General features: G+C 68.8%; 20 protein-coding genes and 1 pseudogene. 9 read left to right on the top strand and 12 right to left on the bottom strand.

The genetic code is table 11. The features are described 5' to 3' along the window. Nucleotides 1–1,181, top strand: a 1,181-nt coding sequence (locus ASG29_RS04325) for a M24 family metallopeptidase (protein WP_156457860.1), incomplete at its 5' end; no start/stop codon positions are given. A 12-nt stretch (nt 1,182–1,193) separates the two neighbouring features. Next, a complete protein-coding gene (locus ASG29_RS04320) occupies nt 1,194–2,546 on the top strand; it encodes a M24 family metallopeptidase (RefSeq protein WP_055980515.1) in 1,353 nt (450 codons plus the stop codon). A gap of 122 nt (nt 2,547–2,668) precedes the next feature. Here the strand turns inward: ASG29_RS04320 and ASG29_RS04315 are convergent, their stop codons facing one another. Continuing rightward, nucleotides 2,669–3,937, bottom strand: a complete 1,269-nt coding sequence (locus ASG29_RS04315) for a M24 family metallopeptidase (RefSeq protein ID WP_235532759.1) — start codon at nt 3,935–3,937, stop codon at nt 2,669–2,671. Nucleotides 3,938–4,173: 236 nt separating this feature from the next. Beyond that, nucleotides 4,174–4,497, bottom strand: a pseudogene (locus ASG29_RS17390) (hypothetical protein); the annotation flags it as partial. A gap of 353 nt (nt 4,498–4,850) precedes the next feature. Here ASG29_RS17390 and ASG29_RS04305 point away from each other — a divergent pair. Then, complete coding sequence (locus ASG29_RS04305) at nt 4,851–7,706, top strand: PAS domain S-box protein (RefSeq protein WP_055980507.1); 2,856 nt, start codon at nt 4,851–4,853, stop codon at nt 7,704–7,706. Between the two features lie 108 nt (nt 7,707–7,814). Here the strand turns inward: ASG29_RS04305 and ASG29_RS04300 are convergent, their stop codons facing one another. From ASG29_RS04300 to ASG29_RS04290, 3 genes are read right to left on the bottom strand one after another with little or no spacing between them, the layout of a single operon-like run. Further along, nucleotides 7,815–9,419 (bottom strand): flavin-containing monooxygenase, encoded by a 1,605-nt coding sequence (locus ASG29_RS04300; RefSeq protein WP_235532758.1) that lies wholly within the window; start codon nt 9,417–9,419, stop codon nt 7,815–7,817. After that, entirely contained in the window at nt 9,416–10,621 is a 1,206-nt protein-coding gene (locus ASG29_RS04295; RefSeq protein ID WP_055980504.1) for an acyl-CoA dehydrogenase family protein, read from the bottom strand. Before ASG29_RS04295 ends, ASG29_RS04300 begins: the two co-directional genes overlap by 4 nt. Beyond that, nucleotides 10,618–11,802: an acyl-CoA dehydrogenase family protein gene (locus tag ASG29_RS04290; protein ID WP_055980501.1), complete on the bottom strand. Its 1,185-nt coding sequence runs from the start codon at nt 11,800–11,802 to the stop codon at nt 10,618–10,620. Before ASG29_RS04290 ends, ASG29_RS04295 begins: the two co-directional genes overlap by 4 nt. Before the next feature lie 65 nt (nt 11,803–11,867). On the opposite strand from ASG29_RS04290, the gene ASG29_RS04285 reads away from it, so the two are divergent. Then, complete coding sequence (locus tag ASG29_RS04285; RefSeq protein ID WP_055980498.1) at nt 11,868–12,944, top strand: acyl-CoA dehydrogenase family protein; 1,077 nt, start codon at nt 11,868–11,870, stop codon at nt 12,942–12,944. A gap of 14 nt (nt 12,945–12,958) precedes the next feature. Here ASG29_RS04285 and ASG29_RS04280 read toward each other — a convergent pair whose 3' ends face one another. Genes ASG29_RS04280 through ASG29_RS04250 form a run of 7 tightly spaced genes read right to left on the bottom strand, consistent with a single transcriptional unit; the run spans nt 12,959 to nt 21,042 of the window. Beyond that, on the bottom strand, nt 12,959–14,038 hold the full coding sequence (locus tag ASG29_RS04280; protein ID WP_055980495.1) for a Zn-dependent alcohol dehydrogenase: 1,080 nt from the start codon (nt 14,036–14,038) through the stop codon (nt 12,959–12,961). A 2-nt stretch (nt 14,039–14,040) separates the two neighbouring features. Next, on the bottom strand, nt 14,041–15,573 hold the full coding sequence (locus ASG29_RS04275) for a long-chain-fatty-acid--CoA ligase (RefSeq protein ID WP_055980491.1): 1,533 nt from the start codon (nt 15,571–15,573) through the stop codon (nt 14,041–14,043). Nucleotides 15,574–15,575: 2 nt separating this feature from the next. Further along, a complete protein-coding gene (locus ASG29_RS04270; protein ID WP_055980489.1) occupies nt 15,576–16,373 on the bottom strand; it encodes an enoyl-CoA hydratase/isomerase family protein in 798 nt (265 codons plus the stop codon). 59 nt (nt 16,374–16,432) lie between these two features. After that, a complete protein-coding gene (locus tag ASG29_RS04265) occupies nt 16,433–17,476 on the bottom strand; it encodes a phosphotransferase family protein (protein WP_055980486.1) in 1,044 nt (347 codons plus the stop codon). Continuing rightward, complete coding sequence (locus ASG29_RS04260) at nt 17,473–18,669, bottom strand: acetyl-CoA acetyltransferase (protein WP_055980483.1); 1,197 nt, start codon at nt 18,667–18,669, stop codon at nt 17,473–17,475. The genes ASG29_RS04265 and ASG29_RS04260 overlap by 4 nt, the downstream gene beginning before the upstream one ends. Next, nucleotides 18,662–20,122 carry a zinc ribbon domain-containing protein gene (locus tag ASG29_RS04255; protein WP_055980480.1) on the bottom strand — a complete coding sequence of 487 codons (1,461 nt, stop codon included), beginning with the start codon at nt 20,120–20,122 and terminating at the stop codon, nt 18,662–18,664. Before ASG29_RS04255 ends, ASG29_RS04260 begins: the two co-directional genes overlap by 8 nt. Then, nucleotides 20,122–21,042, bottom strand: coding sequence for an SDR family NAD(P)-dependent oxidoreductase (locus ASG29_RS04250; RefSeq protein WP_055980876.1), 921 nt, complete (start codon nt 21,040–21,042; stop codon nt 20,122–20,124). Before ASG29_RS04250 ends, ASG29_RS04255 begins: the two co-directional genes overlap by 1 nt. A gap of 129 nt (nt 21,043–21,171) precedes the next feature. Between ASG29_RS04250 and ASG29_RS04245 the strand changes: the two genes are divergently transcribed. The 5 genes from ASG29_RS04245 to ASG29_RS04225 all read left to right on the top strand — a co-directional run bounded on the left by ASG29_RS04245 (nt 21,172) and on the right by ASG29_RS04225 (nt 24,993). Next, complete coding sequence (locus ASG29_RS04245; protein WP_055980477.1) at nt 21,172–22,137, top strand: phosphotransferase family protein; 966 nt, start codon at nt 21,172–21,174, stop codon at nt 22,135–22,137. Beyond that, nucleotides 22,134–22,502: a DUF6285 domain-containing protein gene (locus ASG29_RS04240; RefSeq protein ID WP_055980474.1), complete on the top strand. Its 369-nt coding sequence runs from the start codon at nt 22,134–22,136 to the stop codon at nt 22,500–22,502. Before ASG29_RS04245 ends, ASG29_RS04240 begins: the two co-directional genes overlap by 4 nt. A gap of 47 nt (nt 22,503–22,549) precedes the next feature. Beyond that, nucleotides 22,550–23,449 (top strand): SDR family NAD(P)-dependent oxidoreductase, encoded by a 900-nt coding sequence (locus ASG29_RS04235; RefSeq protein ID WP_055980471.1) that lies wholly within the window; start codon nt 22,550–22,552, stop codon nt 23,447–23,449. After that, nucleotides 23,449–24,387: an SMP-30/gluconolactonase/LRE family protein gene (locus ASG29_RS04230; RefSeq protein WP_200932350.1), complete on the top strand. Its 939-nt coding sequence runs from the start codon at nt 23,449–23,451 to the stop codon at nt 24,385–24,387. The genes ASG29_RS04235 and ASG29_RS04230 overlap by 1 nt, the downstream gene beginning before the upstream one ends. Nucleotides 24,388–24,450: 63 nt before the next feature. Then, on the top strand, nt 24,451–24,993 hold the full coding sequence (locus ASG29_RS04225) for a MarR family winged helix-turn-helix transcriptional regulator (protein WP_055980468.1): 543 nt from the start codon (nt 24,451–24,453) through the stop codon (nt 24,991–24,993). Nucleotide 24,994: the final 1 nt, after the last annotated feature.

The following is a 24,994-nucleotide window of genomic DNA, read 5'->3' as shown; positions in this document are numbered from 1 at the left end:
CGGTGCTGCCCGCGCGCGTACTGGCGGGGCAGGCGATGCCCGCCCCGCCCGCCCCGATAACCCGCGCGGAGCGTATGACCCGCCTCGCGCGGTTGCAGGCACAGCTCGGGCGCCGCAACCAGGCGGCGCTGCTCGTCGAGGCGGGATCGAGCCTTACCTATTTCACCGGCGTCGACTGGTGGCGCAGCGAGCGTACCACCGCCGCGGTGATCCCCGCCGACGGCCCGGTGCTGATCGTCACGCCGTTCTTCGAGGAACCCTCGATCCGCGAGATGCTCGACGTGCCCGGCGAGGTCCGCGTGTGGCAGGAGGACGACAGTCCCTTCGCGCTGATCGCGGACTGGATGAAGGCACGCCGCCTCGACACCGGCATGCTGGCGGTGGAGGAAACGGCGCGTTTCTTCATCCTCGACGGCGTCCGTCACCTGCTGCCCGAGCTTCGGGTCACGTCGGGCGCGGCGGCGGTGAACGCGCTGCGCACGATCAAGAGTCCGGCGGAGGTTGCGCTGATGCAACATGCCAATGACATCATGATCGCCGCATACCGCGCCACCCACGCGCAGGTACGGGCGGGCATGACCGGCGACGACATCAACGCGATCATGACGCGCGAGATCGCCCGCCACGGCGGCCAGCGCGGATCGAGCAGCGCCCAGATCGGGCCGGGCAGCGCGTTGCCGCACGGATCGAAGGAGCGGCTGAAGCTCACGGCGGGAACCGTGGTGCTGATGGACTGCACCTGCACCGTGAACGGCTATGTCGCCGATATCTCCCGCACCTTCGTCTGGGGCGAGCCGACCGCGGAGCAGCGCCGCGTGTTCGGCCAGATGCGCCAGGGCATGGCGGTGGCGATGGACGCGGCGAAGATCGGTGCGTCCGCCGGCAGCGTGGACGATGCGGTGCGCGGCTATTACGAAACCCTCGGCTACGGCCCGCGCTACGCGCTGCCCGGCCTGTCGCACCGTACGGGACACGGCATCGGCCTCGACGTGCACGAGCCGGTGAACCTCGTCCATGGCGAGTCGACGCTGCTCGCGCCGGGCATGTGCTTCTCGAACGAGCCGGGGCTGTACCTGCCGGGCAGGTTCGGCATCCGCATCGAGGATTGCTTCTACATGACCGAGCGTGGTCCGCGTTTCTTCACGCAGCCGCCGTCGTCGCTCGACACGCCGTTCGGATAAAAGGGGAAGATCATGTCACTGCCCAACAGCCTGCGCCACGGCGTCGCGATCGCCGCCCTGCTGGTCGGCGCGCAACCGGCGGCAGCGCAGGAGGAACGGTCGATGTCCCCCGCGCTTCCCAAGATCATGACGGTGCGCGACCAGGCGAGCCTGCGCGATGCGTGGCTGGAACGCCGTTTCCAGACGGTGCTGCCGCAACTGATGCGGGAGAATGGCATCGACATGTGGGTGCTGATCGCGCGCGAGTATCTCGAGGATCCGGTCGTCTCGACGATGCTCAACGCGACCAACCTGCGCGCGCGTCGCCGCACGATCATCATCTTCTTCGATCCGGGCGACGGCAAGCCGATCGAGCGGCTCGTCGTCAGCAAGCATGGGATGGGCACGCTCTACCAACCGGTGTGGGACATGGCGACGCAGCCCGATCAGTTCGCGCGCGTCCGCGAACTGATCGCGGCGCGAAACCCGAAGAAGATCGCGCTGAACATCTCCTCGCTCACCGCCTTCGCCGACGGACTGACGCACAGCCAGTACACCGATCTCACCGCCGCGCTGACGCCGGAGATGCGCGCGCGCATCGTGCCCGGCTATCCGCTCGCGATCGGCTGGCTGGAAACGCGCACGCCCGAGGAAATGAAGGTCTATCCCGACATCGTGCGCATCGCGCACGCCATCATCGGCGAGGGCTTTTCCGCCGCGGTGGTGAAGCCCGGCGTCACGACCAACGAGGATCTCGTCTGGTGGTATCGCCAGCGCGTCGCCGACCTCGGCCTTGCCACGTGGTTCCATCCCTCGGTCGAGGTCACGCGCAGGGGCGTGCCCGGCGTGCTGCGCGAACAGGCGAGCGTGATCGAAAAGGGGGACATGCTGCGCGTCGATTTCGGCATCCAGTATCTCGGCTTCAGCACCGATACGCAGCACGTCGCCTACGTGCTGCGCGATGGCGAGAAGGACGCGCCAGCCGGGATGAAGGCGGGCCTTCTCGACAGCAACCGCGTACAGGATGCCGTGACGAGCGAGTTCCGCGTCGGCGCGACCGGGAACGAGGTGCTGAACCGCGCGCGCGCCAAGGCGATCGCCGCCGGGCTGAAGCCGACGATCTATTCGCACCCGATCGGCTACAACGGCCATGGTGCGGGTAGCTCGATCGGACTGTCGGAAGAACAGACGTTCGTGCCCACCGGCGAGTATAAACTGCGCCCGAACATCGCCTGGTCGATCGAGCTGATGGCGACCCGCGCGGTGCCGGAATGGGGCGGCCAGATCGTCGATTTCAAGAGCGAGGAGGATGCGTTCTTCGACGGGAAGAGCGTGCGCTACATCGACGGGCGGCAGACCAAGTTCCACCTGATCGGCGCGCGATAGGGGTTACGATCGGTCGAAAGCAAGCGCCGAGTGTGTCCAAGGGCTGCCTTCCATCGTGCCGCACATTCTGCCGCACGAATGGATACAGGCCCTGACAGGCTCGGCGCGAACGTCGTTTCGGGTTATCCGCGCGGGATCAGGATGAAGCGTTCCTGCCCGCCATCGAGGAACCGGAACGTCCCGTCCGCCCCGAGAAATCCGTTTTCCTCGTGCATGAAGCGCACCTTCTGCCCGCCCCATTCGGGAACGTTGTACTGCGCGTTCAGCTCGATCGACCAGGCGGTGTTCGGATCGACGCGATACTCGCCGCGATGCGGTGCCGGGGCCTGGCTTTCCCACGCACCGATCGGTGCGCCGGCGGCGTGGCCGTGGAACCCGATCGGGTGCGAATAGATCGTGCCGTCGATCTTCTCCGCCTCCACCTGCCGGCGCGCGGCGGCGAGCACCTCGTTGCCCGTGCGCCCCGGCTTCAGCGCCGTGATCGTCGCCGCCCGCACCCGGTTCATGACCGCCATGCCGTCACGCAGGCCCTTCGGCGCATCGGTCTCACCCGGTTTGAGCACATAGGCGAGCCGCTGGATATCGGTGTTGAGGCCCAGGTACGTGATGCCGAAATCGACATGCAGCATGTCACCCGGCATGATGATCGTGTCGCCGCGGTGCCCCATCTCCTGCACGCTGAACTTGCCGCCGTCCGCGCGCTGGATCGCGACGCTCGGCTGGAACCAGGTGTCGAGCCCCAGCTGGTTGATCCGGTTGCGATACCACCAGACGACATCGTCGGACGTCGTCACCCCCGGCGTGATGACGCGTTCGGAGAAGCCCTCCTCGATGATCGCGTGCGAGATGCGCGAAATCGTCGGATACGTCGCCATCTCCTCCGGAATGCGCGTTTCCAGCCAGCCGAGCGCGAGCCGCTCGGGGCTGACGATGCGCTTGGCGAAGGCGGGGCCGATCGCGCGAACGATCGCCGCGTAATGCGTGGCGCTGAGCCCATCGGCGAGCGGGAAATCCTCCGAGCGGTTGAGCGCGATCGTCGATGGATTGCGCGCGGCGATGATCCTGGCCAGTTCGGCCCATTGATCGGGCTGCGCATCGGGGTTCCACGACGGCTGGAAATCGCCGACCGGATAGCGCGCGAGGGCCAGCTTCTCGATCGGCTTGCCCGCGCCGGGATCGAAGAACACCAGGATCGTGCGACGCCGCGCGTGCAGCCACGTCGCGGGCAGCATCGTCTCGATCACGGGATCCTCGTTATACTCGCCCGCGACGATCACCCACATCTGGACCTTGTCGCGGCGCATCAGCGTCGGCAGCACGTTCTCCAGCCGCAGCCTGAGCCAGCGGTCCTCGGTTTCCGCGCGTCGTTCGAGCGGGAGGATCGCCGGCATGGCATGCGACGCGATATCGCCGCCGCCCGCGGACGGTGATGCGCTCAGCGCCATTGCCAGACCTAACGACAGCATATCGACCCTCATGTTCACATTGCGAACTTATGTTCGGTAATTTTGCTATCGATTTTTCCGGACGTTGGAAAGGGTACGGCCTGTGATCGCGCGGCTTTGGTCCCCAGGGCATAGGCGGAGCTGATGCACGGGCCCAGGAAGCCCCATCGGCGGGCGCGGGGCCATGCTCCGTTCCCGCAAACCAGCCGCCGCAAGAACGCGTCGCCGAACTGCGTTTCGGGGGCAGGATCGACCCGACGGCGGACGATATGATGATAGACCGCGAATCGGGACGAGCCGATCGCTTCCAGCATCACGTCGCGCTGGCGCTGGCGATAGCTGAGTTCGTCCGTGTCGGCGGTCTCGAACAGTAAGCCGCGCAGGTGTAGGACCTTCAGCAGCAACCCGTCACGAGTTTCAATCGTGCGATCGTCGACGTGACGGGCGTACCGAGGTGTCGCCCCTCCTGCCGATCGCCCGAATCCCGTCGCGATCCCACCGACGATCTACGATCCATATGCGGGGGTATCGGTGCCCACCGGCTGATCTGGCAAGCTCGGCCGAGCGTTAGACAGACTTGGTCGACGCCGGTCGCGCAGCGGGAATGTCCGCGGACGGACGGGCCGCCTATATTTCGCTCGCCCGCCCGTCCGCCGGAACATTGTACCGTCCGCGTTCGCTGAGTATTTGAAAAAGGGGCGAAAAGTGGCGGTTACGGCGGTGTCGGGCAGGCGCATCGTGTTGTTCCGGCGCGGACGGGGGATGAGCAGCACCACGGTTGGAGGCTCGTGACCGGGCGTCGCGACGATATATGGCGCCGCGCGAACCACCACGACCCCAGCGATATCGGAAATACACAATGGCTGGTTTTCTCGGCGATGGCGGCCACACGGGGGCCGCCGCCCGCGCGCTCGACTGGGGCCGTACCCCGCTGGGGGCGCCGACGACATGGCCGACCCCGCTGAAGACGCTGGCGGGCATCGTGCTTGGCTCCAACCAGCCGATGTTCGTCGCCTGGGGCGAGGCGCAGACGCTGTTCTACAACGATGGCTACGCCGCCATCCTGGCGGACAAGCATCCCGATGCGCTCGGCCGGCCGCTGATGGAGGTCTGGGCGGAAATCGCGGACGACCTCACCCCGATCGTCGCACAGGCCTATGCCGGCGTCCCCGTCCACATGGACGACATCACGTTGATGATGCGGCGCCGCGGTTATGTCGAGGAGACGCATTTCGCCTTTTCCTACACCCCCGTCCGCGGGGAGGCGGGGACGGTGGAGGGGTTGTTCTGCGCCTGCACCGAGATCACCGATCAGGTGCTGGCGGAACGCCGCCGCGCCGCGGACACGCAACGCCAGCGGCGGTTGTTCGAACAGGCGCCGGGGTTCATCACCATCCTGCACGGGCCGGACCACGTGTACGAATTCGCCAACGCCACCTACCGCCGGCTGTTCGGCGATCGCGCCTTCGTCGGGCGGGCGGTGCGCGATGTCTTCCCCGAACTGGCGGGCCAGGGATTCAACGAACTTCTGGACCGCGTCTACCGGACCGGGGAACGATTCGTCGCCGATCACGTGCACGTGTGGCTGGACGGGGAGAACGGGGAACGGGTCGAGCGGATCCTGGACTTCATCTACGAACCGATCACGGACGAGGCGGGCGCCGTCACCGGCATTTTCGTCGAGGGGCAGGACGCGACCGAAGCGCATCGCGCACAGGCGGAACTGCGCGAAAGCGAGGAGCGCAGCCGTCGCATCGTGGAGGGAGTGAAGGATCATTCCATCTTCACCGTCGACGTGCACAATCGCGTCGTCGACTGGACCCCCGGCGCCGAAACCGTCTTCGGCTGGCCCGCGGCGCAGATCCGGGGCCGGAACGTCGACATCCTATTCACGCCGCAGGACCGCGCCGCCGGGGTGCCGGAACAGGAACTGGTCACCGCGCGCGAAACCGGTTGCGCCAACGACGAACGGTGGCACGTCCGCCGCGATGGCAGCCTGTTCTTCGCCAACGGATCGGTCCGGCCGCTGCACGACGCTCAGGGGGCGATCACCGGTTTCATCAAGATCGCGCGGGACGAAACGCGGCGGCGCGCGGCCGAGGCGGCGTTGCGCGAGACCGAATTGCGCTATCGACTGGCGGCGAAGGCGACCAGCGACGCGATCTGGGACTGGGACCTGATCACCGGCGGCGTGGAATGGAACGACGCGGTGTGCGTGCTGTTCGGCTACGCCCGCGACGCGATCGCCCCGACCGGCGACTGGTGGATCGGCAACATCCATCCCGACGACCGCGAGCGGGTACGCGCCGACATCCATGCGATCATCGACGGCGCGAGCGACCATTGGGCGTCCGAATATCGCTTCCGTCGTGCCGACGGCACCCATGCCGACGTGTTCGATCGCGGGCATGTTTCCCGCGACGAGGACGGCGTCGCCGTCCGGATGATCGGCGCGATGCTGGACTTGACCGAGCGCAAGCGCACCGAAAGCGCGCTGCGCGAGTTGAACGAGACGCTGGAAACCCGCGTCCTGGAACGCACCGCCGATCTGGTCGCGGCGCAGGACGCGCTGCGGCAGGCGCAGAAGATGGAGGCCGTGGGACAGCTGACCGGCGGCCTGGCGCATGATTTCAACAACCTGCTGACCGGCATTTCGGGCAGCCTGGAAATGATGCAGATCCGCATCGCGCAGGGGCGGATCGCGGACGTCGAACGCTATGTCGGCGCGGCGCAGGGGGCCGCCAACCGCGCGGCCGCGCTGACCCACCGCCTGCTCGCCTTCTCGCGGCGGCAGACGCTCGCGCCCGCGCCCACCGACGTGAACGAACTGGTCAGCGGCATGGAGGACCTGATCCGCCGCACCGTCGGTCCCGCGATCGCGCTGGAGACGGTGAATGCGGCAGGGCTGTGGCCCAGCCTGATCGATCCCAGCCAGCTGGAGAACGCCATCCTGAACCTGTGCCTGAACGCACGCGACGCGATGCCGGACGGCGGGACGATCACGATCGAAACCTGCAACCGCTGGATGGACCATCGCATCGCCACGGAACGCGGGGTCGATCCCGGCCAGTACATCTCGCTATGCGTGTCCGATCAGGGCACGGGCATGTCGCCCGACGTGGTCGCGCGTGCGTTCGACCCATTCTTCACGACCAAGCCGATCGGCGAGGGCACCGGTCTGGGCCTGTCCATGATCTACGGCTTCGCCAAACAGTCGGGCGGATCGGTCGCGATCTATTCGGAAGTGGGCGAGGGCACGATGGTCTGCGTCTACCTTCCCCGCCATCACGGCGATGCGGCACGGGCCGACCCCGCGGCGCAGGATCGCGCACCACCGCACGCGGAGGCGGGGGAGACCGTGCTGGTCGTCGATGACGAACCGACCGTACGGATGCTCGTCGCGGAGGTGCTGACCGACCTTGGCTATACCGCGATCGAGGCGGGGGACGGTGCCGCGGGCCTGACGATCATCCATTCCGACGCGCGCATCGACCTTCTGGTCACCGACGTTGGCCTGCCCGGCGGGCTGAACGGCCGGCAGGTCGCGGACGCGGCGCGCCTCGCCAGGCCCGGGCTGAAGGTATTGTTCATCACCGGATATGCGGAGAACGCGGTCCTGAGCCACGGGCACCTCGACGCCGGAATGCACGTCCTGACGAAGCCGTTCGGGATGGACGTCCTGGCGACCCGGATACGGAAGCTGATCGAGGGCTGAGGACCGGGCGGCCGTTCCGCGGACGGCCGCAACCCCGGGCCGCCCGCCCCGCGGGTTTCGTGGGCGCAGGAGGATCGACAGTCGGCACCACCGTCATCCACCGGCGTCTTATCCGACCAGCTCGATGCCGACGTAGCCCCGTGCCGCCACGTCGTCGCAGATATCGCGGTACGTCGAAACGCCGCCGATGAATGGCATGAACACGCGTGGTTTGCCGGGGACATTGGCGCCGAGGTACCAGGAATTGCCCTTCATGTACAAGGTACGGGCCGCCACGGCGTTGACGCGCGCGACCCATTCATCCTCGCTTTGCCCTGCCGCGTCGGCGACGGTTTGCCCACGGTCGCGCATGGCGGTCAGCAGATCGGCGATCCATTCCACATGCTGTTCGATCGACAGCACCATGTTGCTGAGCACCGACGGACTTCCGGGGCCGGCGATGAAGAACAGGTTGGGAAAGCCGCTGGTCAGGAGGCCGAGGTACGTGCGCGGTCCTTCCGCCCACTTCCGGCGAAGCGTCAGGCCCGCGCCGTTGTCGATATCGATGCGAAGGAAGGAGCCGGTCATCGCGTCGAACCCGGTCGCCAGCACGATCGTGTCGAGTCCGGTCAGCCCATCGGTCGTGCGGATGCCGTCCGGCTCCACCCGCTCCAGCGGCGTCTTCCGCAAGTCCTTCAGCGTGACGTTCGGTCGGTTGAAGGTCGCATAATAATCGGTATCGACCGCCAGCCGTTTCGATCCGATCGGAAAGCCCGTGGGGACCAGGCTTTCCGCCACCTGCGGATCGACGACCGTCGCGCGGATCTTCTCGCGGACGAAATCGGCGAGCGTGGCATTGGCGGCCTCGTCCACGATCGCATCCGTGACGGTGGCGGCAAGGCCCGGGCCGCCGCGCTGCCACCCGCGCTCGTAATGGTCGCGGCGTTCCTCGTCGCCGAGGTCGAGAGCGGCCTTTCCGCTCGATTCCCACAGCACGCCGGGCACGGTGCGCCGCACCGCCAGGCGGTGCGCGCGATAGCCGGCCTTGCGCGCCGCGACTTCCTCCGCCGCCAGCGGCCGGTTGCGCGCCGGGACCGTGAAGGCGGGCGTGCGCTGGAACACGGTCAGGTGCGCCGCATCCTGCGCGATCAGGGGAATCGCCTGGATCGCGGACGATCCGGTGCCGATCACGCCGACGCGCCTGCCCGACAGGTCCGCCCCCTCGACGGGCCAGTCGGCGGTGTGCAGCACCTGGCCCGCGAACGTGTCCAGCCCCGCGATATCGGGCGCCTTGGCGGCGGAAAGGCTGCCCGTGGCCAGGATCAGGAAGCGCGCGTCGACGCGCTCGCCCGCATCCGTCGTCACCCGCCACCGCGCCGCGTCCGCATCCCACACCGCGCGGTCGACGCGCGTGTCGAACCGGATCAACGGGCGCAGGTCGAACCGGTCCGCGACATGACGCAGGTAGCGCAGGATCTCGGGTTGGGTCGCGAACCGTTCGGTCCAGTCCCATTCCTGTTCAAGCGCGGGGTCGAAGCCGTAGCTGTAGTCGAGGCTTTCCACGTCGCACCGCGCGCCGGGATAGCGGTTCCAGAACCACGTGCCCCCGACGTCGGCGCCGGTTTCATACCCCTGTACCACGAACCCGTCGCCGCGCAGCCTGTGGAGCATGTAGAGCCCCGCGAAACCCGCGCCGACGACGACCGCATCGACCTGCCGCACCTGTTCGTTCACGCCCCCTCCTTCGCCGGCCGGAAGGGCCGGTCCTTGTCGCTGCGCGGTTCGGCGGGCAGGCCGAGGACGCGCTCCGCGATGACGGTCCGCAATATCTCGTCCGCGCCGCCCGCGATCCGGTATCCCGGCGCCCATGTCAGGCTGTCGTGGAAGATGCCCTCCGCGGCGTCGTCGCCGCGTTCGACCACCAGCCCCATCGGTCCGCGCGCCAGCAGCACGTCGCGCGCCAGTCCCTGCATCTCGTTCGCGGCGACGAGCTTCGTGATCGCATTCTCCGGCCCCGGCTTCTCCCCGCGCGAAATGGCGGTCAGCAGGCGGCTGCGCGTCAGGCGGATACCCTCCGCCCGGATGAACCGGTCGACGAGGGTCGCGCGGACCGTGCGGTCGTCGCTGCCGAGCAGGCGGATCGCGGTCGCCACGTCGGGCCCGCCGACATCGCCGATCGAGACGCGCTCGTTCATCAGCGTCGTCATCGCGGTACCCCAGCCCGCGTCGACCGCGCCCAGCCGCTGCGTATCCGGGATGCGCACCCCGGTCAGGAACACCTCGTTGAAATTGGCGACCCCCGACATCTGCCGGATCGGGCGCACCTCGACCCCCGGTGCCGTCAGGTCGAGCCAGAACATCGTCATGCCGCGATGCTTTGGCGCGTCGGGATCGGTGCGCGTCAGCAGGATGGCATAGTCGCTGTACTGCGCGCCCGACGTCCACACCTTCTGCCCGTCGACGATCCAGTCGTCGCCGTCGCGGACCGCGCGGGTGCGGACCGCGGCCAGGTCCGACCCGGTCGAGGGCTCGGAAAAGAGCTGGCACCATATCTGCGTCCCGCGTTTGGCGGGCGGGGCGATGCGGTCGACCGTCGCCTGATCCGCGAAGCTGGCGACGGTGGGAACGCACAGGCCGAGGCCGATCTCGAAAAAGGCGAAGTGCAGCCCCGCGGCGGCTTCCTCCTGGTCGAAGATGATCTGTTGCGCGACCGTCCCTTCGGGTGCGGGATCGGTGCCGTGCCATGCCTTGGGCCAGGCGATGCCGACGTAGCCCGCGTCGGCCTTAAGCGCCTGCCAGCGCCGCGCGATGTCGAGCCATTCGGGCGTCGCATGGCGGTGGCGGCGCGTGGCGGGGACGGGAATGCGGTTCGCCGCGATCCAGCCGCGCACCTGCGCCCGGTATGCGGCCTCGTCGGGCGTATCGTCGAAGTTCATGCCGCATTCTCGAACAGGTCGCGGCCGATGATCTGCTTCATCACCTCCGCCGCGCCGCCCGCGATCCGCGTGATCCGCGCGTCGACATAGGCGCGCGCGATCGGATATTCGGTCATGTAGCCGTAGCCGCCGAAGAATTGCAGGCACTGGTCGACGACCTTGCAATGCAGGTCGGTGACCAGCAGCTTCACCTTCGCCGCGTCGACCGCGGACAGTTCGCCGTCCAGGAAGCGTTTGATGCACCAGTCGGTGAAGACGCGCGCCGCCATGGTTTCGGTCGCCAGCGTGGCAAGCGTGAATTGCGTGTTCTGGAAATCCGCGATCGTGCCGCCGAACGCCTTGCGTTCGCGCGTGTAGGCCACGGTCCACTGGATCGCCTGTTCGCACACCACCGCGCTGCGCACCGCCTGCGCCAGTCGTTCCTGCGCCAGCTTCGTCATCATCATCGAAAAGCCGCGCCCCTCCCCGCCCAGCAGGTTGCCGGCGGGGACGCGGACGGCGGCGTAGAACAGTTCCGACGTATCCTGTGCCTTCATCCCGATCTTGTCGAGGTTGCGCCCGCGCGCGAAGCCGGGGGTGTCGGTCGGCACGACGATCAGGCTGACGCCGCGTGCGCCGCCGTCGGGATCCGTCTTGCACGCGGTCACGACGATGTCGGCCAGCTGGCCGTTGGAGATGTACACCTTCTGCCCGTCGATGACGTAGTCGTCGCCTTCCCTTACCGCGCGGGTGCGGATCGTCTTCACGTCGCTCCCCGCCCCCGGCTCGGTCATGCCGAGCGCGCCGATGATCTCGCCCGTCACCATCTTCGGCAGGTAGCGCTGCTTCACCTCCTCGCTGCCCCAGGCCAGGATATAGGGCGCGCACAGGTCGGAATGGACCATGAAGCCGGGGCCGCTGATGCCGTGGCGCCACAATTCCTCGATCACGACGACATTGTAGAGCCAGTCGCCGCCGAACCCGCCATATTCCTCCGGGATGGAGGGGCAGAGCATCCCGATCTCCCCCGCCCGGCGCCAGACGTCGCGCGGGACGATGCCCGCCTTTTCCCAGGCGTCGTGGTGGGGCACCAGCTCGGATTCCACGAAGCGGCGAACGCTGGCGCGATATTGTTCGTGCTCGGGCGAGAACAGGTCCCGCGGGATCGAGAAATCGCCTGAATTGCTGCCCCGTTCGACCATTTGCATCCTCCTGCGGCGATGGTAGTGAGGTTGCGTACTTTAATCAACCGATCGGATCGTACGCGATGGATTTCGATTACAGCGCGGATCAGCGCTACCTGCGTGACGAGGCGCGGCGCTTCCTGCGCGACGCCTGCCCGCCCGCGGCGGCGCGGCGTGTCCTGGACGATCCCGCGGCGCGATGGGACGCCGCCTTGTGGGGTCGTATCACCGCGCAGGGATGGCCGGGGATAACCATCGCGGAGGAACATGGCGGACTCGGCATGGGGCCGGTCGATCTCGGCGCGATCGCGGAGGAGATCGGCGCCGCGCTGGCGCCGCTGCCGTTCGGATCGACGCTCTATCTGCTGGCGGAGGCGGTGGCGCGGTTCGGGTCGCCCGCGCAGCGCGCCGCGATCCTCCCCGGCATCGTACGGGGCGAGGTGATCGGATGCGCGGCGCCGTTCGACGACGGCGACCCGCCGCGCGTCCGCGACGGGCGGCTATCGGGCAGTTTCCGGCCCGTGATCGACGGGGGGATCGCGACGCACGCGGTCGTGGCGGCGACCGACGAGCGCGGCCCCGCGCTGTTCCTTTGCGTCCTCGCCACGCCGACGGTCACGCGCACCGCGCTGGAGGCGATCGACGGGTCGATCGACGTCGCCGCACTCGCGTTCGCGGATGCGCCGGTCGAGCGACTGGCATCGTCGGGTGCGGACAGCCGGCAGGAGCTGCTGGCACGCGCGGCGGTATCCTATGCCTTCGAACAGGTCGGCGGCGCGGACCGCTGCCTGTCCCTGACGGTCGCATATGTGAAGGAGCGCGAGGCGTTCGGCGGGCCGATCGGGCGGTTCCAGGCGGTGAAGCACAAACTGGCCGATATCTTCACCGCGAACGAAATCGCGCGCAGCCACGCCTATCACGCGGCATGGGCGGCGGAGTGCGCGCCCGCGATGCTGGTGCAGGCCGCCGCCGCGGCGCGCATCGCGGCGAGCGAGGCGTATTGGCAGGCGGCGAAGGAGATGATCCACCTGCACGGCGCGATCGGCTTCACGTGGGAGCATGACGCGCATCTGTTCTACCGCCGCGCGCACCATCTGTCGCTCAACCTGGGCGGACCGCAGGCGTGGCGGGAGCTGTTGTACGACGCGCTGGCCGCCTGATCGTCACGCGGCGGTCAGAACGTAATGACCGACCGCGCGAGCTGCCCCGTCTTCAGTTCCGCGAACGCCTCGTTCACCTGCTCCAGCGCGATGCGGCGCGACACCAGGGCGTCCAGCTTCAGCCGACCCTGCATGTACAGGTCGACCAGCCGCGGCATGTCGATCGGGAAATGGTTCGATCCCATGAACGAGCCTTGCAACCGGCGTTCCAGCAGCAGGTCCATCGCGCCGATGTCGAAACTGGTCCCGACCGGCGCCACCCCCACGACGGTGCAGGTGCCGCCGGGGCGCAGCATCCGGAACGCCTGCTCCACCGTGGGCTTCAGGCCGATCGCCTCGAAGCTGTAGTGGACGCCGCCCTTCGTCATCTCGACGACCTCGGCCACGACATCCCCGGTCGCCTCCACCACGTCGGTGGCGCCCATGTCGCGCGCCATCGCCAGCTTGGCGGGTACGCGGTCGATCGCGATGATCCGCGCCGCGCCCGCGATCAGCGCGGCGTTGACGATCATCAACCCGACGCCGCCGCAACCGATGACGGCGACGGTCGATCCGGGTTTGATGGCCGCGGTATTCACCACCGCGCCATAGCCCGTCGTCACCGCGCAGCCGATGACGCTGGCAAGGTCGAGCGGCATGTCGGGGCGGATCGCGACGCACGATTTCTCGTGCACCAGCATCTGTTCCGCGAAGCCCGCCAGCCCGCCGACCTGATGCACCTTCTTTCCCGCGGGGGTCGTCATCCGCGGCGTGCTGCCGCGCGGGCGGTCGACGCCCTTCACCTGACAGATCGACAGGTGGCCGGTGATGCAGTCCTGGCAATGGCCGCAGAAGCCGGAGACGCAGGTGACGACATGGTCGCCCACCTTCACCGTGCGGACATGTTCGCCTACCGCCTCCACCACACCCGCGGTTTCGTGCCCCAGGACCGCGGGGACGGGGGCGGGGAAGCTGCCGTCCGCCATGTGCAGGTCCGAATGGCAGACCCCGGTGGCCGCGACGCGGATCAGCACCTCGTGCGGGCCGGGCTTGTCGACCGACAGCGTATCGATCACGAGCGGCTCGCCCGATTGGTAGAGAACGGCGGCGCGCATGGTCACTCCTGCTTTTCGAGCTCGGCCAGTGCGGCGGCGCGGACCGCGCGCCGCAATATCTTGCCGGTGGCGTTCTTGGGCAATTCATCGATGACGCGCACCGAGCGCGGCGCCTTGTACGACGCGATCCGCGCGCGGGCCCAGGCGATGACGTCCGCCTCGTCCACCTCCGCGCCGGGACGCGGCACGACCACCGCGCGGACGCTTTCGCCCCAATGGTGGTCGGGCACGCCGATCACCGCGACCTCCGCCACCGCGGGGTGGCCGAACACCGCGCTTTCGACCTCCGCCGGATAGACGTTCTCGCCCCCGGTGCAGATCATGTCCTTCACGCGGTCGCAGATGTACAAATAGCCGTCGGCGTCGCGATAGCCCGCGTCGCCCGATCGCAGCCAGCCGTCCGCGTCGATCGTTTCCGCACTGGCCTCCGGATTGCGCCAGTAACCCATCATCACGCCCGATCCGCGGACCATGATCTCGCCCGTCACGCCCTCGCCCACGTCGTTGCCGTCGGCATCGACGATGCGCAGCTGCGCGTCGAACGTCGGCTTTCCCACCGACGCCAGCCGTGCCGCCTCCCTGTCGCGATGATCCGCGGGGGACAGCATGGCGCAGACGCCGTTCGCCTCCGTCATGCCGTAGGTGCCGACGAAATCGCATCGCATCCGCTCCAGCCCCTGTTTCAGCAACGGCAGCGGGATCGGCGCGGCGCCGTACAGGAACTTGCGCAGGGTCGTGAAATCGGTCGCGTGGCTTTGCGGATGGTCCAGCATCATCTGCAACGCGGTGGGTACCAATCCGGCCATGGTCACGCGATGCCGCCCGATGTCGGACAGGATCAGCGCCAGGTCGACCTCGCGATGCAGCACCACGGTCGCGCCGGTGAACAAGGGGCGCAGCAGCAGTTCCAGCCCGCCGACATGGAACAGCGGCAGGACGACGAGGCACACCTCGTCGCGGTCGATGCCGGTCCAGCGATCGGGCGTGGTGTCCAGCCCGACGTGGCGGGCGAAGTTTCGGTGCGCGATCATCGCGCCCTTCGGATGGCCGGTGGTGCCCGAGGTGTAGACGAGCATCGCCACGTCGTCCGGCGCGACCGTCACGCCGGGCGGCGTGTCCGCGCCGGGCGCGTCGTCCCAGTGCACGCCGCCGCGATCCTCGAACCCCAGCACCGGCACGTCCACCTCGGCCGGGACCAGCGCCTCCAGCCCGTGTTCGACCACCAGCAGCGCAGGCGCGCTGTCGCGGACGATCCAGCCCAGCTCGACCGGCGACAGGCGCCAGTTGAGCGGAACCAGGATCGCGCCCGCGCGCGACACCGCCATGATCGTGTCGACGTAGCCGGGGTTGTTCTTCGACAGGATGCCGACCCGGTCGCCGGGTTTCACCCCGCGCGCGATCAGGATGTTCGCCAGCACGTCGGCGCGACGGTCGAGATCGGCATAGGTGATGCGCTGATCCTCGAACACGATCGCGATCTTCGCGCGGTCGACGCCGCCGTGCGGGGCGACGATGTCGGCGATCTGGCCGACCACGATCAGCGTCCGGTGAAGCGGGGTTTGCGCTTCTCGACGAAGGCGCTGACCCCTTCCAGATGGTCGTCGGTCGCGGCGATGCGCGACAGGGCGTGCGCCTCGCCCGCGGATTGTTCGTCCCAGCCGCTCTGCATCGAATCGCGCAACAACCGCTTCGACGCGGCGAGCGCGGCGGTGGGTCCCTGCGCCAGATCGCGCGCGATCCTCGTCGCACGGTCGAGCAGTTCGTCCGCGGGCACGACCCAGTTGGCAAGACCCCAGTCGAGCGCCTTCGCCGCATCGATCCGCTCGCCCAGCAGCGTGATCTGCAACGCGCGGCGCTCGCCGACGATGCGCGGCAGGAAATAGCTGACGCCGCCGTCGACGCTGAGCCCGATGTGGCGATAGGCGAGCATCAATTGCGCATCCTCCGCCGCGATCGCCAGATCGGCGCAGCAGACGAGGCTGACGCCCATGCCTGCGGTGACGCCCTGATAGGCGACCAGCACGGGCTTGGGCATGCGGCGCAGGCGATGGAACGACAGATGCCCCGTGACGACGCGTTTCTCCATGTTCGCGGCATGGCCGAAGCGGTCCTCGGTCAGGCCGGCATGGAAACCCTTCACATCGCCGCCCGCGGTGAAGCTCTTCCCCTCCCCGCGGATCAGGACGCAGCGCACGGCGTCGTCGCGCTCCATGCGGTCGACGATGTCCGCCAGCGCGGCCGACATGTCGGCGGTGAAGGCGTTCATCGCCTCCGGCCGGTTCAGCACGATCGAGCCGACGCCGTCGTCGACCCGGCCGATCAGATGGTCGGTCATGTTCCTCTCCCGTCGCCGCGCATAGAACAACGCCAGCGTATCGTTCGCAAGCTTTCTTTTTACCCGTCCAGCAGCCGCACCGCCAGATCGGCCCAGTCGCGCGCGCTGTTCGCCCCCTCGCGGTCCCGCGCCGCGCCGGTCTGGACGCGTTTGTGGACACCCTGCGCGATCGACGCCAGCCGGAATGCGGCGAAGCCCAGGTGGAACGCCCAGTCGTCGATCGCGTCGAGGCCGGCGGCGGCGCAATAATCCGCGACGAACTCGGCCTCGCGCGGGATGCCGGTCGCGTCGTAGTCGATCGTCGCCGCGCTGCCCCAGGTCGTGAAATGCGCGTGGTGGAACAGGCAGAAGAAGGCGAGGTCCGACAGCGGGTCGCCGATCGTCGACAATTCCCAGTCCAATACCGCCACGATATGCGGCGCGGCGGGGGCGAACATCAGGTTCTCCTGCCGGTAGTCGCCATGGACGATCGTGCTGCGCCCGGTCGCCGGGATGCGCGCGGGCAGGCGATCGATCAGCCGGTCCATCGCCGGGATCACCTCCGTCGCCGCCGCGCGATACTGGCGCGTCCAGCGCGCGACCTGCCGCGTGTAGAAACCGCCCGCGCGCCCGAAGTCCGCCAGACCGACGGCGGCCGGATCGACCGCGTGGATCCGGGCCAGCACCTGCGCGAACTGACGGTACGCCGCGCGACGGTCGGGCGGGGTCATGTCGGCGAGGTGATTGTCCTTGTAGATGCGGCCCGCGACGAACGGCATGATGTAGAAGGGCGTGCCGATCACGCCCGCCTCGCCGCACCACGCCAGCATCGCGGGCACCGGCACGTCGGTCGGTCCCAGCGCGCGCATGACGCGATATTCGCGATCGACCGCATGCGCGCTGGACAGCAAGGCGCCCGGCGGCTGCTTGCGCAGGACGTAGCGCGTGGTCGTTGCGGTGTCGGTCAGCAGGAAGGTAGGATTGGACGCGCCGCCGTGGAATTGCGCGACCGTGAGCGGCCCTGCGAAGCCGTCCAGGTGCGCGCGGCAATAGCGGTCGAGCGCGGCGACATCCACCGCATGCCCTTCCCACACGTCGCCGATTCGGTCGAGCGTATCGGTCACAGCCGCCCGAGGATCGAGATCGCGGCGATCCCCTGATACGGCACGCCGCCCAGGTTGTGCGTCAGCCCCAGGTTCACGTCGCCGCGCTGCCGTTCGCCCGCGCGGCCGAGCAACTGGTTGTACGTCTCGTACGCCATGCGCAGTCCCGACGCGCCGATCGGATGGCCGAAGCATTTCAGCCCGCCGTCGATCTGGCACGGCACCTGCCCGTCGCGATCGTAGAAGCCGTCGAGCACGTCCTTCGCCGCGCCGCCCTCCGGCGAGATGCCGAGGTCCTCCATCGTCACGAATTCGGTGATCGAGAAACAGTCGTGCACCTCGATCATCGACAGGTCGCGGCGCGGATCGGCGATACCGGCCTCGGCATAGGCGCGCTTCGCAGCGTTGCGGGTGTTGCGGACATGGCTGCCGTCCCAGTCGGACATGGTCGATTCCCGCCCCGAGCTGATCGACAGCTGGATCGCCTTGATCGTGACGATATCCTTCTTCCCCAGCGCGCGCGCGATGTCGGGCGTGGTGACGATCGCCGCCGCCGCGCCGTCGGACACGCCGCAGCAGTCGAACAGCCCCAGCGGCTCCGCGATCATCGGCGCGTTCAGGATCGTGTCCATCGACACGGGTTTGCGCAGGTGCGCCTTGGGCGAATATTGCCCGTTTTGGTGACTCTTCCACGAAACGTGGCCGATCGCCTTCTTCAGGTCCTCCTTCGAAATGCCATGTTTCGCGCGGTAACCGCCGGCGAGCTGCGCGAAGCCCGCGGGCGCGGATCCCAAGGGCAGCCACAGGTCGTTGAACGTGCCCTTGTACGGGCTGGGCAACCCGCCGTAGCCGGTATCCTTCAGCTTCTCCGCCCCGATCGCCAGCGCGATGTCGCACGCGCCCGACGCCACCGCATAGGCCGCGCCGCGCAGCGTTTCGGTGCCGGTCGCGCACATATTCTCCAGCCGCGTGACCGGGATGCCGTCGAGACGGAGCGCGACCGAGGCGGGAATGGCGGAATTGCCGACGTTGACGTTGTCGAGCGCGGAGCCGTACCACGCCGCCTCGATCTCGCTGCGGTCGATGCCGGCGTCCAGCAACGCCTCGTCGAACGCCTCCGCCAGCAGATCGTGCGTGCCCGCGTCCCAGCGTTCGCCGAATTTCGAGCAGCCCATGCCGAGGATCGCGACCTTGTCGCGGATGCCGCTAGCCATTGTCGTTCTCCGTCGCGGCGGCGACCGGCGTCGCCTTCCAGAAATAGCGGTTGAAGCCGCGCAGCCTGTCACGCTCCTTGATGCGATAGACCATGCGCAGCGGCTGCCCCTCGACGATCTGTTCGGGCGTGGCGTCGACCACCTCCATCAGCAATCGCGCGCCGATGTCGAACTGCACGAACCCCACCGCCAGCGGGGGTGCGGGGTGGTAGGACAGCCAGTCCGACGTGATCGTGAAGATGCGCGCGGACTCGTCCGCCAGCGGCGCGGGCGCGAACTGCGCCGCGGGGGCGCGGCATTCGGGGTTCACGCAATAGGCCAGGACGGGGAATTGCACCGTCCCGCACGCGCCGCATTTGCCGCCGGTAAAGGTGTCGATCTGGGCGGCGACGCGATGGTGTTCGGTCAGCGCCGCCTTCCCGCTCTTTTCCCCGCGCATGCCCCAGTCGAGCCTGATGCGATCGTAGAAGCTGAGCATGCGCAGATAATCGCGCGTCACCAACGCGTCGCGGACCGCGCCCGACAGGCCCCGGCCCCGCCTCGCCTGCGCGACGAGGGCGGTCGCCTCCAGCACCAGCACGTCGACGCCCTGGCCGAAGCCGATCATCACGATCCGCTCGCCCGGCTGCGCCGCTTCGAGCACCTCGGCCAGCAGGAGGAACCCGTGCGCGACGCCGCAATAGCCGACCGCACCCTCGAACGCGCCCGCGATCCGGCCCGCGATACCGGTCTGCCTGGCGATCGTCGCGGCGATGCCGCGGATCGGCGACGGCAGGATCAGATGCGCGACATCCGCGCCGGTGAGGCCCGCCGCCGCCAGCGCCGCGCCGACCGCTTCCGGCACGATCTTCGAATAGCCCTCGTCGCGGATCCAGCGTTCTTCCCACGCATAATCGTCGGGGGCGTCGGCGGCGCGGAAGCGGTCGACGAAATGCACCGCACGCGTCGCCGATCCGAGCAACGTGGCGACGACGCCCGCGTGGCCCAGCGTCACCGCGCCCGCACCCGCGCCGGTCGACAGTTCGGCGACGCTGGCCGGCAGGGCCGCGGGCTTCTCGCTCGCGATCACCAGTGCGGGCTCCCCGCCCTCCAGCGCCTGCAACAGCGCCGTCGTCCCGGCGCGCTGCGATCCCGCGGCGTTCGACACCGCGACGTCATGGCCCAGCCCCAGCGCGGAGGCGACGATGACCGCGTTCGACAGATCGGCGTAGGGGAAGGTGGTCGACGCCAGCCGGACGCTGCGGATCGCGTCGCGATCCTGCCCGGTCAGGCAGTCGCGCGCGGCTTCCACCGCCATCGTCACGCTGTCCTCGTCCCAGGAGCAGAAGGCGCGCGTGCCCTTGCCGCCCGCGCGCAGCGACGGGCTCATCCACGCGTGCGCGTCCGCGATCGCGGCGCGTTCCAGGCGCAGGCGCGGGACATAGGCGCCGATGCCGGTGATGCCATAGGCCATCACACCGGATCCCAGCTGAACACCTGTCCCGAGCGGGTCGGGGGCAGGAAGGCGGGGGCGAAGGCGGGGATCGCGCGATCGAGCACGCCCTGGGGGGTCCAGCCGTCGGCGGTGTGCATGATCTGCACCGGCCGCGTCTTGCTGAAGAAATAGATCTCGTTGTTGCGCACGCCGAAGATCTGGCCGTTCACCTTCGCCGCGCGCGCGGCATCGCTCATCAGCGCGACCGCGAGCGGCGCGATGCGTTCGGGGACCATCGTCTTCAGTCCTTCGACGCGTTTCCGCTGTTCCGGCGTGTCGGTGGGGATCGTGCCCACCATGCGCGTCCAGGCGAAGGGGGCGATGCAGTTGGACACGACGCCCGCGCGCTCCATGTCCAGGCTGATCGCGGTCGACAGGCCGACGACGCCCATCTTCGCCGCCATGTAATTGGCCTGCCCGAGGTTGCCGATCAGCGCCGACGACGACGTCATGTGGACGAACGCGCCCGACCCCTGCGCCTTCATCTGCGGCGCGGCGGCGCGGCTGACGTAGAACGGCCCCTTCAGGTTGACGTCGACGACGAGGTCGAAGTCGTCCGGGTCCATTTTATGGAAGATCGCGTCGCGCAGGATACCCGCATTGTTCACGACGCCGTCGACGCGGCCGAAGCTGTCCATCGCGCAGGCGACGATCTTCAGCGCGCCGTCATAGGTCGCGACGGTATCGGTACTGGCGACCGCGCGACCGCCCGCGGCGGTGATCTCGCGCGCGACTTCCTCCGCGGGCGTTTCGGACGAAGCGTCGCCGGTGGGGGAGACGCCGAGGTCGTTCACCACCACCGCGGCGCCGGCGCGCGCCGCCTCCAGCGCGATGCCGCGTCCGACGCCGCGGCCGCCGCCGGTCACGATCACCACCTTGCCTTCGAGCAGTCCCGCCATTCCCATCTCCCGGCCCGCGTCCCGTTTAGGACGGTAGCGTACCATCCGCTTATGGATCATCGCGGGTCGGGGTCAAGGGCGAACGATAATAATATTGACGATAATGAAGCTTACCGGTTTGATGCGCGCGTGGAGCATGATCGCGCATTCGAAACCGGACTGGACGCCTTCGCCCGGCGCGTGCTGGGCGGGCCGATCGCGCATCTGCGGCGGCTGACCGGCGGGGCGAGCCAGCAATTGTGGTCGTTCGACGTCGGCGACCGCGGCTACGTCCTGCGGCGCGCCCCGGGGGGAGCGATGTTCGACAAGATGGGGACGATCGCGCCGGAGACGGAGGCGGCGGTGATCGGGGCCGTCGCGGCGCAGGGCGTGCCGGTGGCGCCGGTCGCCGCCGTCCTGACGCCCGACGACGGCCTCGGCCGCGGGTTCGTTTCCGTGCGGATGCCGGGCGAGGCGCTGGGCAAGCGCATCGTCGCCGACCCGCGCTTCGCGGGGATCCGCGACGGACTGGCGCACCGGTGCGGCGCGATCCTGTCGGCGATCCACGCGACCCCGCCCGCCTCCCTCCCCCCGCTCCCGGTCAGGTCGCCCGCCCGGTCGCTCGACCAGCTGGAGGGGCAGTTGCGGTCGTTCGGCGAGCCGCGCCCCGTGTTCGAGGCCGCGCTGGCATGGCTGCGCGACCGCTGTCCCCCGGCCACCGTGCCGCAGCTGGTCCATGGCGACTTTCGCAACGGCAATTTCCTGCTCGAACCCGACCGCCTCGTCGCGGTGCTCGACTGGGAAGCCTGTCACCTCGGCGACCCGGTGGACGACCTCGGCTGGCTGTGCATGCCCAGCTGGCGTTTCGGGCGGCCGGACCTGCCCGTCGGCGGGTTCGGGACGCGGGAGCGGTTGCTCGCGGGCTATGGACGCGCGGTCGATCCGGCGCGGCTGAGATTCTGGGAGGTGCGCGGCATCCTTCGCTGGGGGCTGACGTGCATGGCGATGGCGGAGGCGTTCCTGAACGGCGACCGATCGATCGAGCGCGCCGCGGTCGGACGCCGCGCGTCGGAGGCGGAACTGGACCTGCTCCACGCCATGACGGAAGGCGCATGATGCACGATCCGCCGGACGCCGCCGCTTTGCTCGACATCGTCGGCGACCTGTTGCGTACCGCGATCGTGCCGGAGCTGGACGGCGCGCTCGCGTATCAGGCGCGGATCGCGGCCAGCCTCGTCGCGATCGCCGCGCGGGAGATCCGCGCGGCGCCGGCGGACGATGCGGCGGAGGTCGCATCGCTGCGCGCGATCCTGGGCACGGACGACGACCTGCGCGCGCTGAACGTCGACCTGGCGCGTCGCCTTGCGGACCGGTCGCTGGATATCGGATCGCCGGGAGTCGCGGATTTCCTGCGCCGCACGACGCTGGCCAAGCTGGCGGTGGACCAGCCGCGTTTCCCCCGGCTGCACGAACCCTCTTGATCGTGCGGTAGCGTACGATACACTGCCTGCGATAACGGGAGGATGCGATGGGATTGTGCGACGGGCGCGTGGCGCTGGTCACGGGGGCGGGGCGCGGGGTCGGCCGCGCCTATGCCACGATGCTGGCGCGACATGGGGCCAAGGTGGTCGTCAACGACCTGGGCTCCGCCGCCAACGGCGCGGGCAGCGACACCAGCCCGGCGCAGGACGTGGTCGACGCGATCCTCTCGACCGGCGGGGAGGCGGTGGTCGACACGTCCGACGTGTCCGACTGGACGCAGGCGCAGGCGATGGTCGATGGCGCGGTCGACCGGTTCGGGCGGCTCGACATCTTGGTGAACAACGCGGGCATCCTGCGCGACCGGATGATGGTCAACATGACCGAGGACGACTGGGACCTGGTCATCAAGGTGCATCTGAAGGGCACGTTCGCGCCCAGCCATTTCGCCGCCAACCACTGGCGGCTGAAATCGAAGGCGGGCGAGGCGGTCGACGCGCGGATCATCAACACCACGTCGCATTCCGCGATCTTCGGCAATATCGGGCAGGTGAACTACGCCGCGGCCAAGGGCGGGATCGCGGCATTCACGATCGTCGCGGCGCGCGAGTTGCAGCGCATCGGCGTGACCGTCAACGCCATCGCGCCGCGCGCCAATACGCGCATGACCGAGGGCCTGAAGGAATGGACCGACGAGGAGCGCGTGAAACGCAGCCCCGACTGGGTCGCGGCGCTCGTCACCTGGCTGGCCAGCGCGGAATCGGCGCATGTCAGCGGGCGCGTGTTCGAGGCATGGGGCTATGGCTTCGGCGTGGCGGAGGGGTGGCAGCACGGCCCCGTCACCGCGGCGTCGCAGGACCCGACCGACATCGGCCCGCGCATCGACCATATCCTGCGCCACGCCCGCGGCAATGCGGGCATGGACCGCGACACCTGGATGAACCCGTAATGGAACATCGCACGGGCACGCTGGCCCTCGACCTCGTCTGCGACGGACTGGGCTTCCCGGAAGGACCGGTGTGGATGCGCGACGGATCGATCGTGCTGGTCGAGATCCGCAGCAAGCGCATCTCGCGCATCGCGCCGGATGGCACGCGCACGACGGTGGCGGAGGTGGACGGCGGCCCCAACGGCGCGGCGATCGGCCCGGACGGCGCGCTGTACGTGTGCAACAACGGCGGGATGGCGTTCGTCGACGCGCCCGATGGCGGCTCGATCCCGGTCGGTTCCGCGGCCGATTACACCGGCGGGTCGATCCAGCGCGTGGACCTGGCCACCGGGGCGGTCGCCACGCTCTACACCCACAGCGACGGGCGCGCGCTCAGCAGCCCCAACGACATCGTCTTCGACGCGCACGGCGGGATGTGGTTCACCGACATGGGGCGCACCGCGAACCACGCGCACGACGTCGGCGCGATCCATTACGCCCTGCCGGACGGCTCCGCGATCCGCACCGTTCGGGACGGGATGCACAGTCCCAACGGCATCGGCCTGTCCCCCGACCAGCGCCGCCTGTACGTCGCGGAGACGATCACCAGCCGGCTGTGGGCCCACGACGTGGTGGCACCCGGGCAGATCGGCGCGGCCGGTACGATCTGGACCCCCGGGCAGGTGATGGGTCCCCTGCCGGGTTACCAGCTGCTCGACAGCCTGGCGGTGGACGCGCAGGGCGACATCTGCGTCGCGACGCTCATCAACGGCGGCATCACGATCTTCGCCGCGGACGGCAGCGGCACGACGCACCTGCCCGTTCCCGATCTGGCGACGACCAACATCTGCTTCGGCGGCGACACGATGTGCGACGCGTGGATCACCGCGTCCAGCACCGGACGATTGTACAAGGCGCGGTGGCCGCGCCCCGGCCTGCCGATGTCCTTCACCGCCTAGCCGCGCTTGACCGCACCGCAGCATAGTGAGAATGCTTATCGTACGTATTCGAGGGGTATCTCCATGCGCCAGGCGACGCCGCGGGCCAAGTTCAGCTTCCTGATCCACGACGTGTCGCGGATGCGACGGACGTTCTTCGACCAGGCGCTGAAGCCGCTGGGCATCACGCGCGCGCAATGGTGGGCGCTGGGCAACATCTCCCGCCACGCCGACGACGGCATGATCCAGACCGAACTGGCTCATATCCTCGAAACCGGGAAGGTGTCCGTCGGCGGCCTGATCGACCGGCTGGAGGAAGCGGGCCTCGTATATCGCGCGCCCGACAAGGTCGACCGGCGGGTGAAGCGCATCTTCATCACCGACAAGGGCTTCGACATGCTGGACCATATCGCGGTCGTCGGCGAGAAGCTGGATTCGGCCCTGTTCGAGGGGATACCGGACGAGGAACTGGCCGCCGCGGCGGACGTCATCGCGCGGGCGAAGGTCAATCTTCGCGCGGCGTTGAAGGCGCCCCCGGTCGCCGCGCCGCTGCCCGACAAGCCCGTCAGCAAGCGGACCGCGAGCAAGCGCCGCGCCGCCGCGGCGGAGATGTTCGCCGCGGAGTGAC

Source organism: Sphingomonas sp. Leaf412, from assembly GCF_001425405.1.
Taxonomy (GTDB): domain Bacteria; phylum Pseudomonadota; class Alphaproteobacteria; order Sphingomonadales; family Sphingomonadaceae; genus Sphingomonas.
This window is presented reverse-complemented; position numbering and strand designations above follow the sequence as displayed.

Excerpts from the sequence above, each read along its gene's own strand:
- ASG29_RS04320 (WP_055980515.1), top strand. The coding sequence starts at position 1,194 with ATGTCACTGCCCAACAGCCTGCGCCACGGCGTCGCGATCGCCGCCCTG.
- ASG29_RS04315 (WP_235532759.1), bottom strand. The coding sequence starts at position 3,937 with ATGCCGGCGATCCTCCCGCTCGAACGACGCGCGGAAACCGAGGACCGC.
- ASG29_RS04305 (WP_055980507.1), top strand. The coding sequence starts at position 4,851 with ATGGCTGGTTTTCTCGGCGATGGCGGCCACACGGGGGCCGCCGCCCGC.
- ASG29_RS04295 (WP_055980504.1), bottom strand. The coding sequence starts at position 10,621 with ATGAACTTCGACGATACGCCCGACGAGGCCGCATACCGGGCGCAGGTG.
- ASG29_RS04290 (WP_055980501.1), bottom strand. The coding sequence starts at position 11,802 with ATGGTCGAACGGGGCAGCAATTCAGGCGATTTCTCGATCCCGCGGGAC.
- ASG29_RS04285 (WP_055980498.1), top strand. The coding sequence starts at position 11,868 with ATGGATTTCGATTACAGCGCGGATCAGCGCTACCTGCGTGACGAGGCG.
- ASG29_RS04280 (WP_055980495.1), bottom strand. The coding sequence starts at position 14,038 with ATGCGCGCCGCCGTTCTCTACCAATCGGGCGAGCCGCTCGTGATCGAT.
- ASG29_RS04270 (WP_055980489.1), bottom strand. The coding sequence starts at position 16,373 with ATGACCGACCATCTGATCGGCCGGGTCGACGACGGCGTCGGCTCGATC.
- ASG29_RS04260 (WP_055980483.1), bottom strand. The coding sequence starts at position 18,669 with ATGGCTAGCGGCATCCGCGACAAGGTCGCGATCCTCGGCATGGGCTGC.
- ASG29_RS04255 (WP_055980480.1), bottom strand. The coding sequence starts at position 20,122 with ATGGCCTATGGCATCACCGGCATCGGCGCCTATGTCCCGCGCCTGCGC.
- ASG29_RS04250 (WP_055980876.1), bottom strand. The coding sequence starts at position 21,042 with ATGGCGGGACTGCTCGAAGGCAAGGTGGTGATCGTGACCGGCGGCGGC.
- ASG29_RS04240 (WP_055980474.1), top strand. The coding sequence starts at position 22,134 with ATGATGCACGATCCGCCGGACGCCGCCGCTTTGCTCGACATCGTCGGC.
- ASG29_RS04235 (WP_055980471.1), top strand. The coding sequence starts at position 22,550 with ATGGGATTGTGCGACGGGCGCGTGGCGCTGGTCACGGGGGCGGGGCGC.
- ASG29_RS04230 (WP_200932350.1), top strand. The coding sequence starts at position 23,449 with ATGGAACATCGCACGGGCACGCTGGCCCTCGACCTCGTCTGCGACGGA.
- ASG29_RS04225 (WP_055980468.1), top strand. The coding sequence starts at position 24,451 with ATGCGCCAGGCGACGCCGCGGGCCAAGTTCAGCTTCCTGATCCACGAC.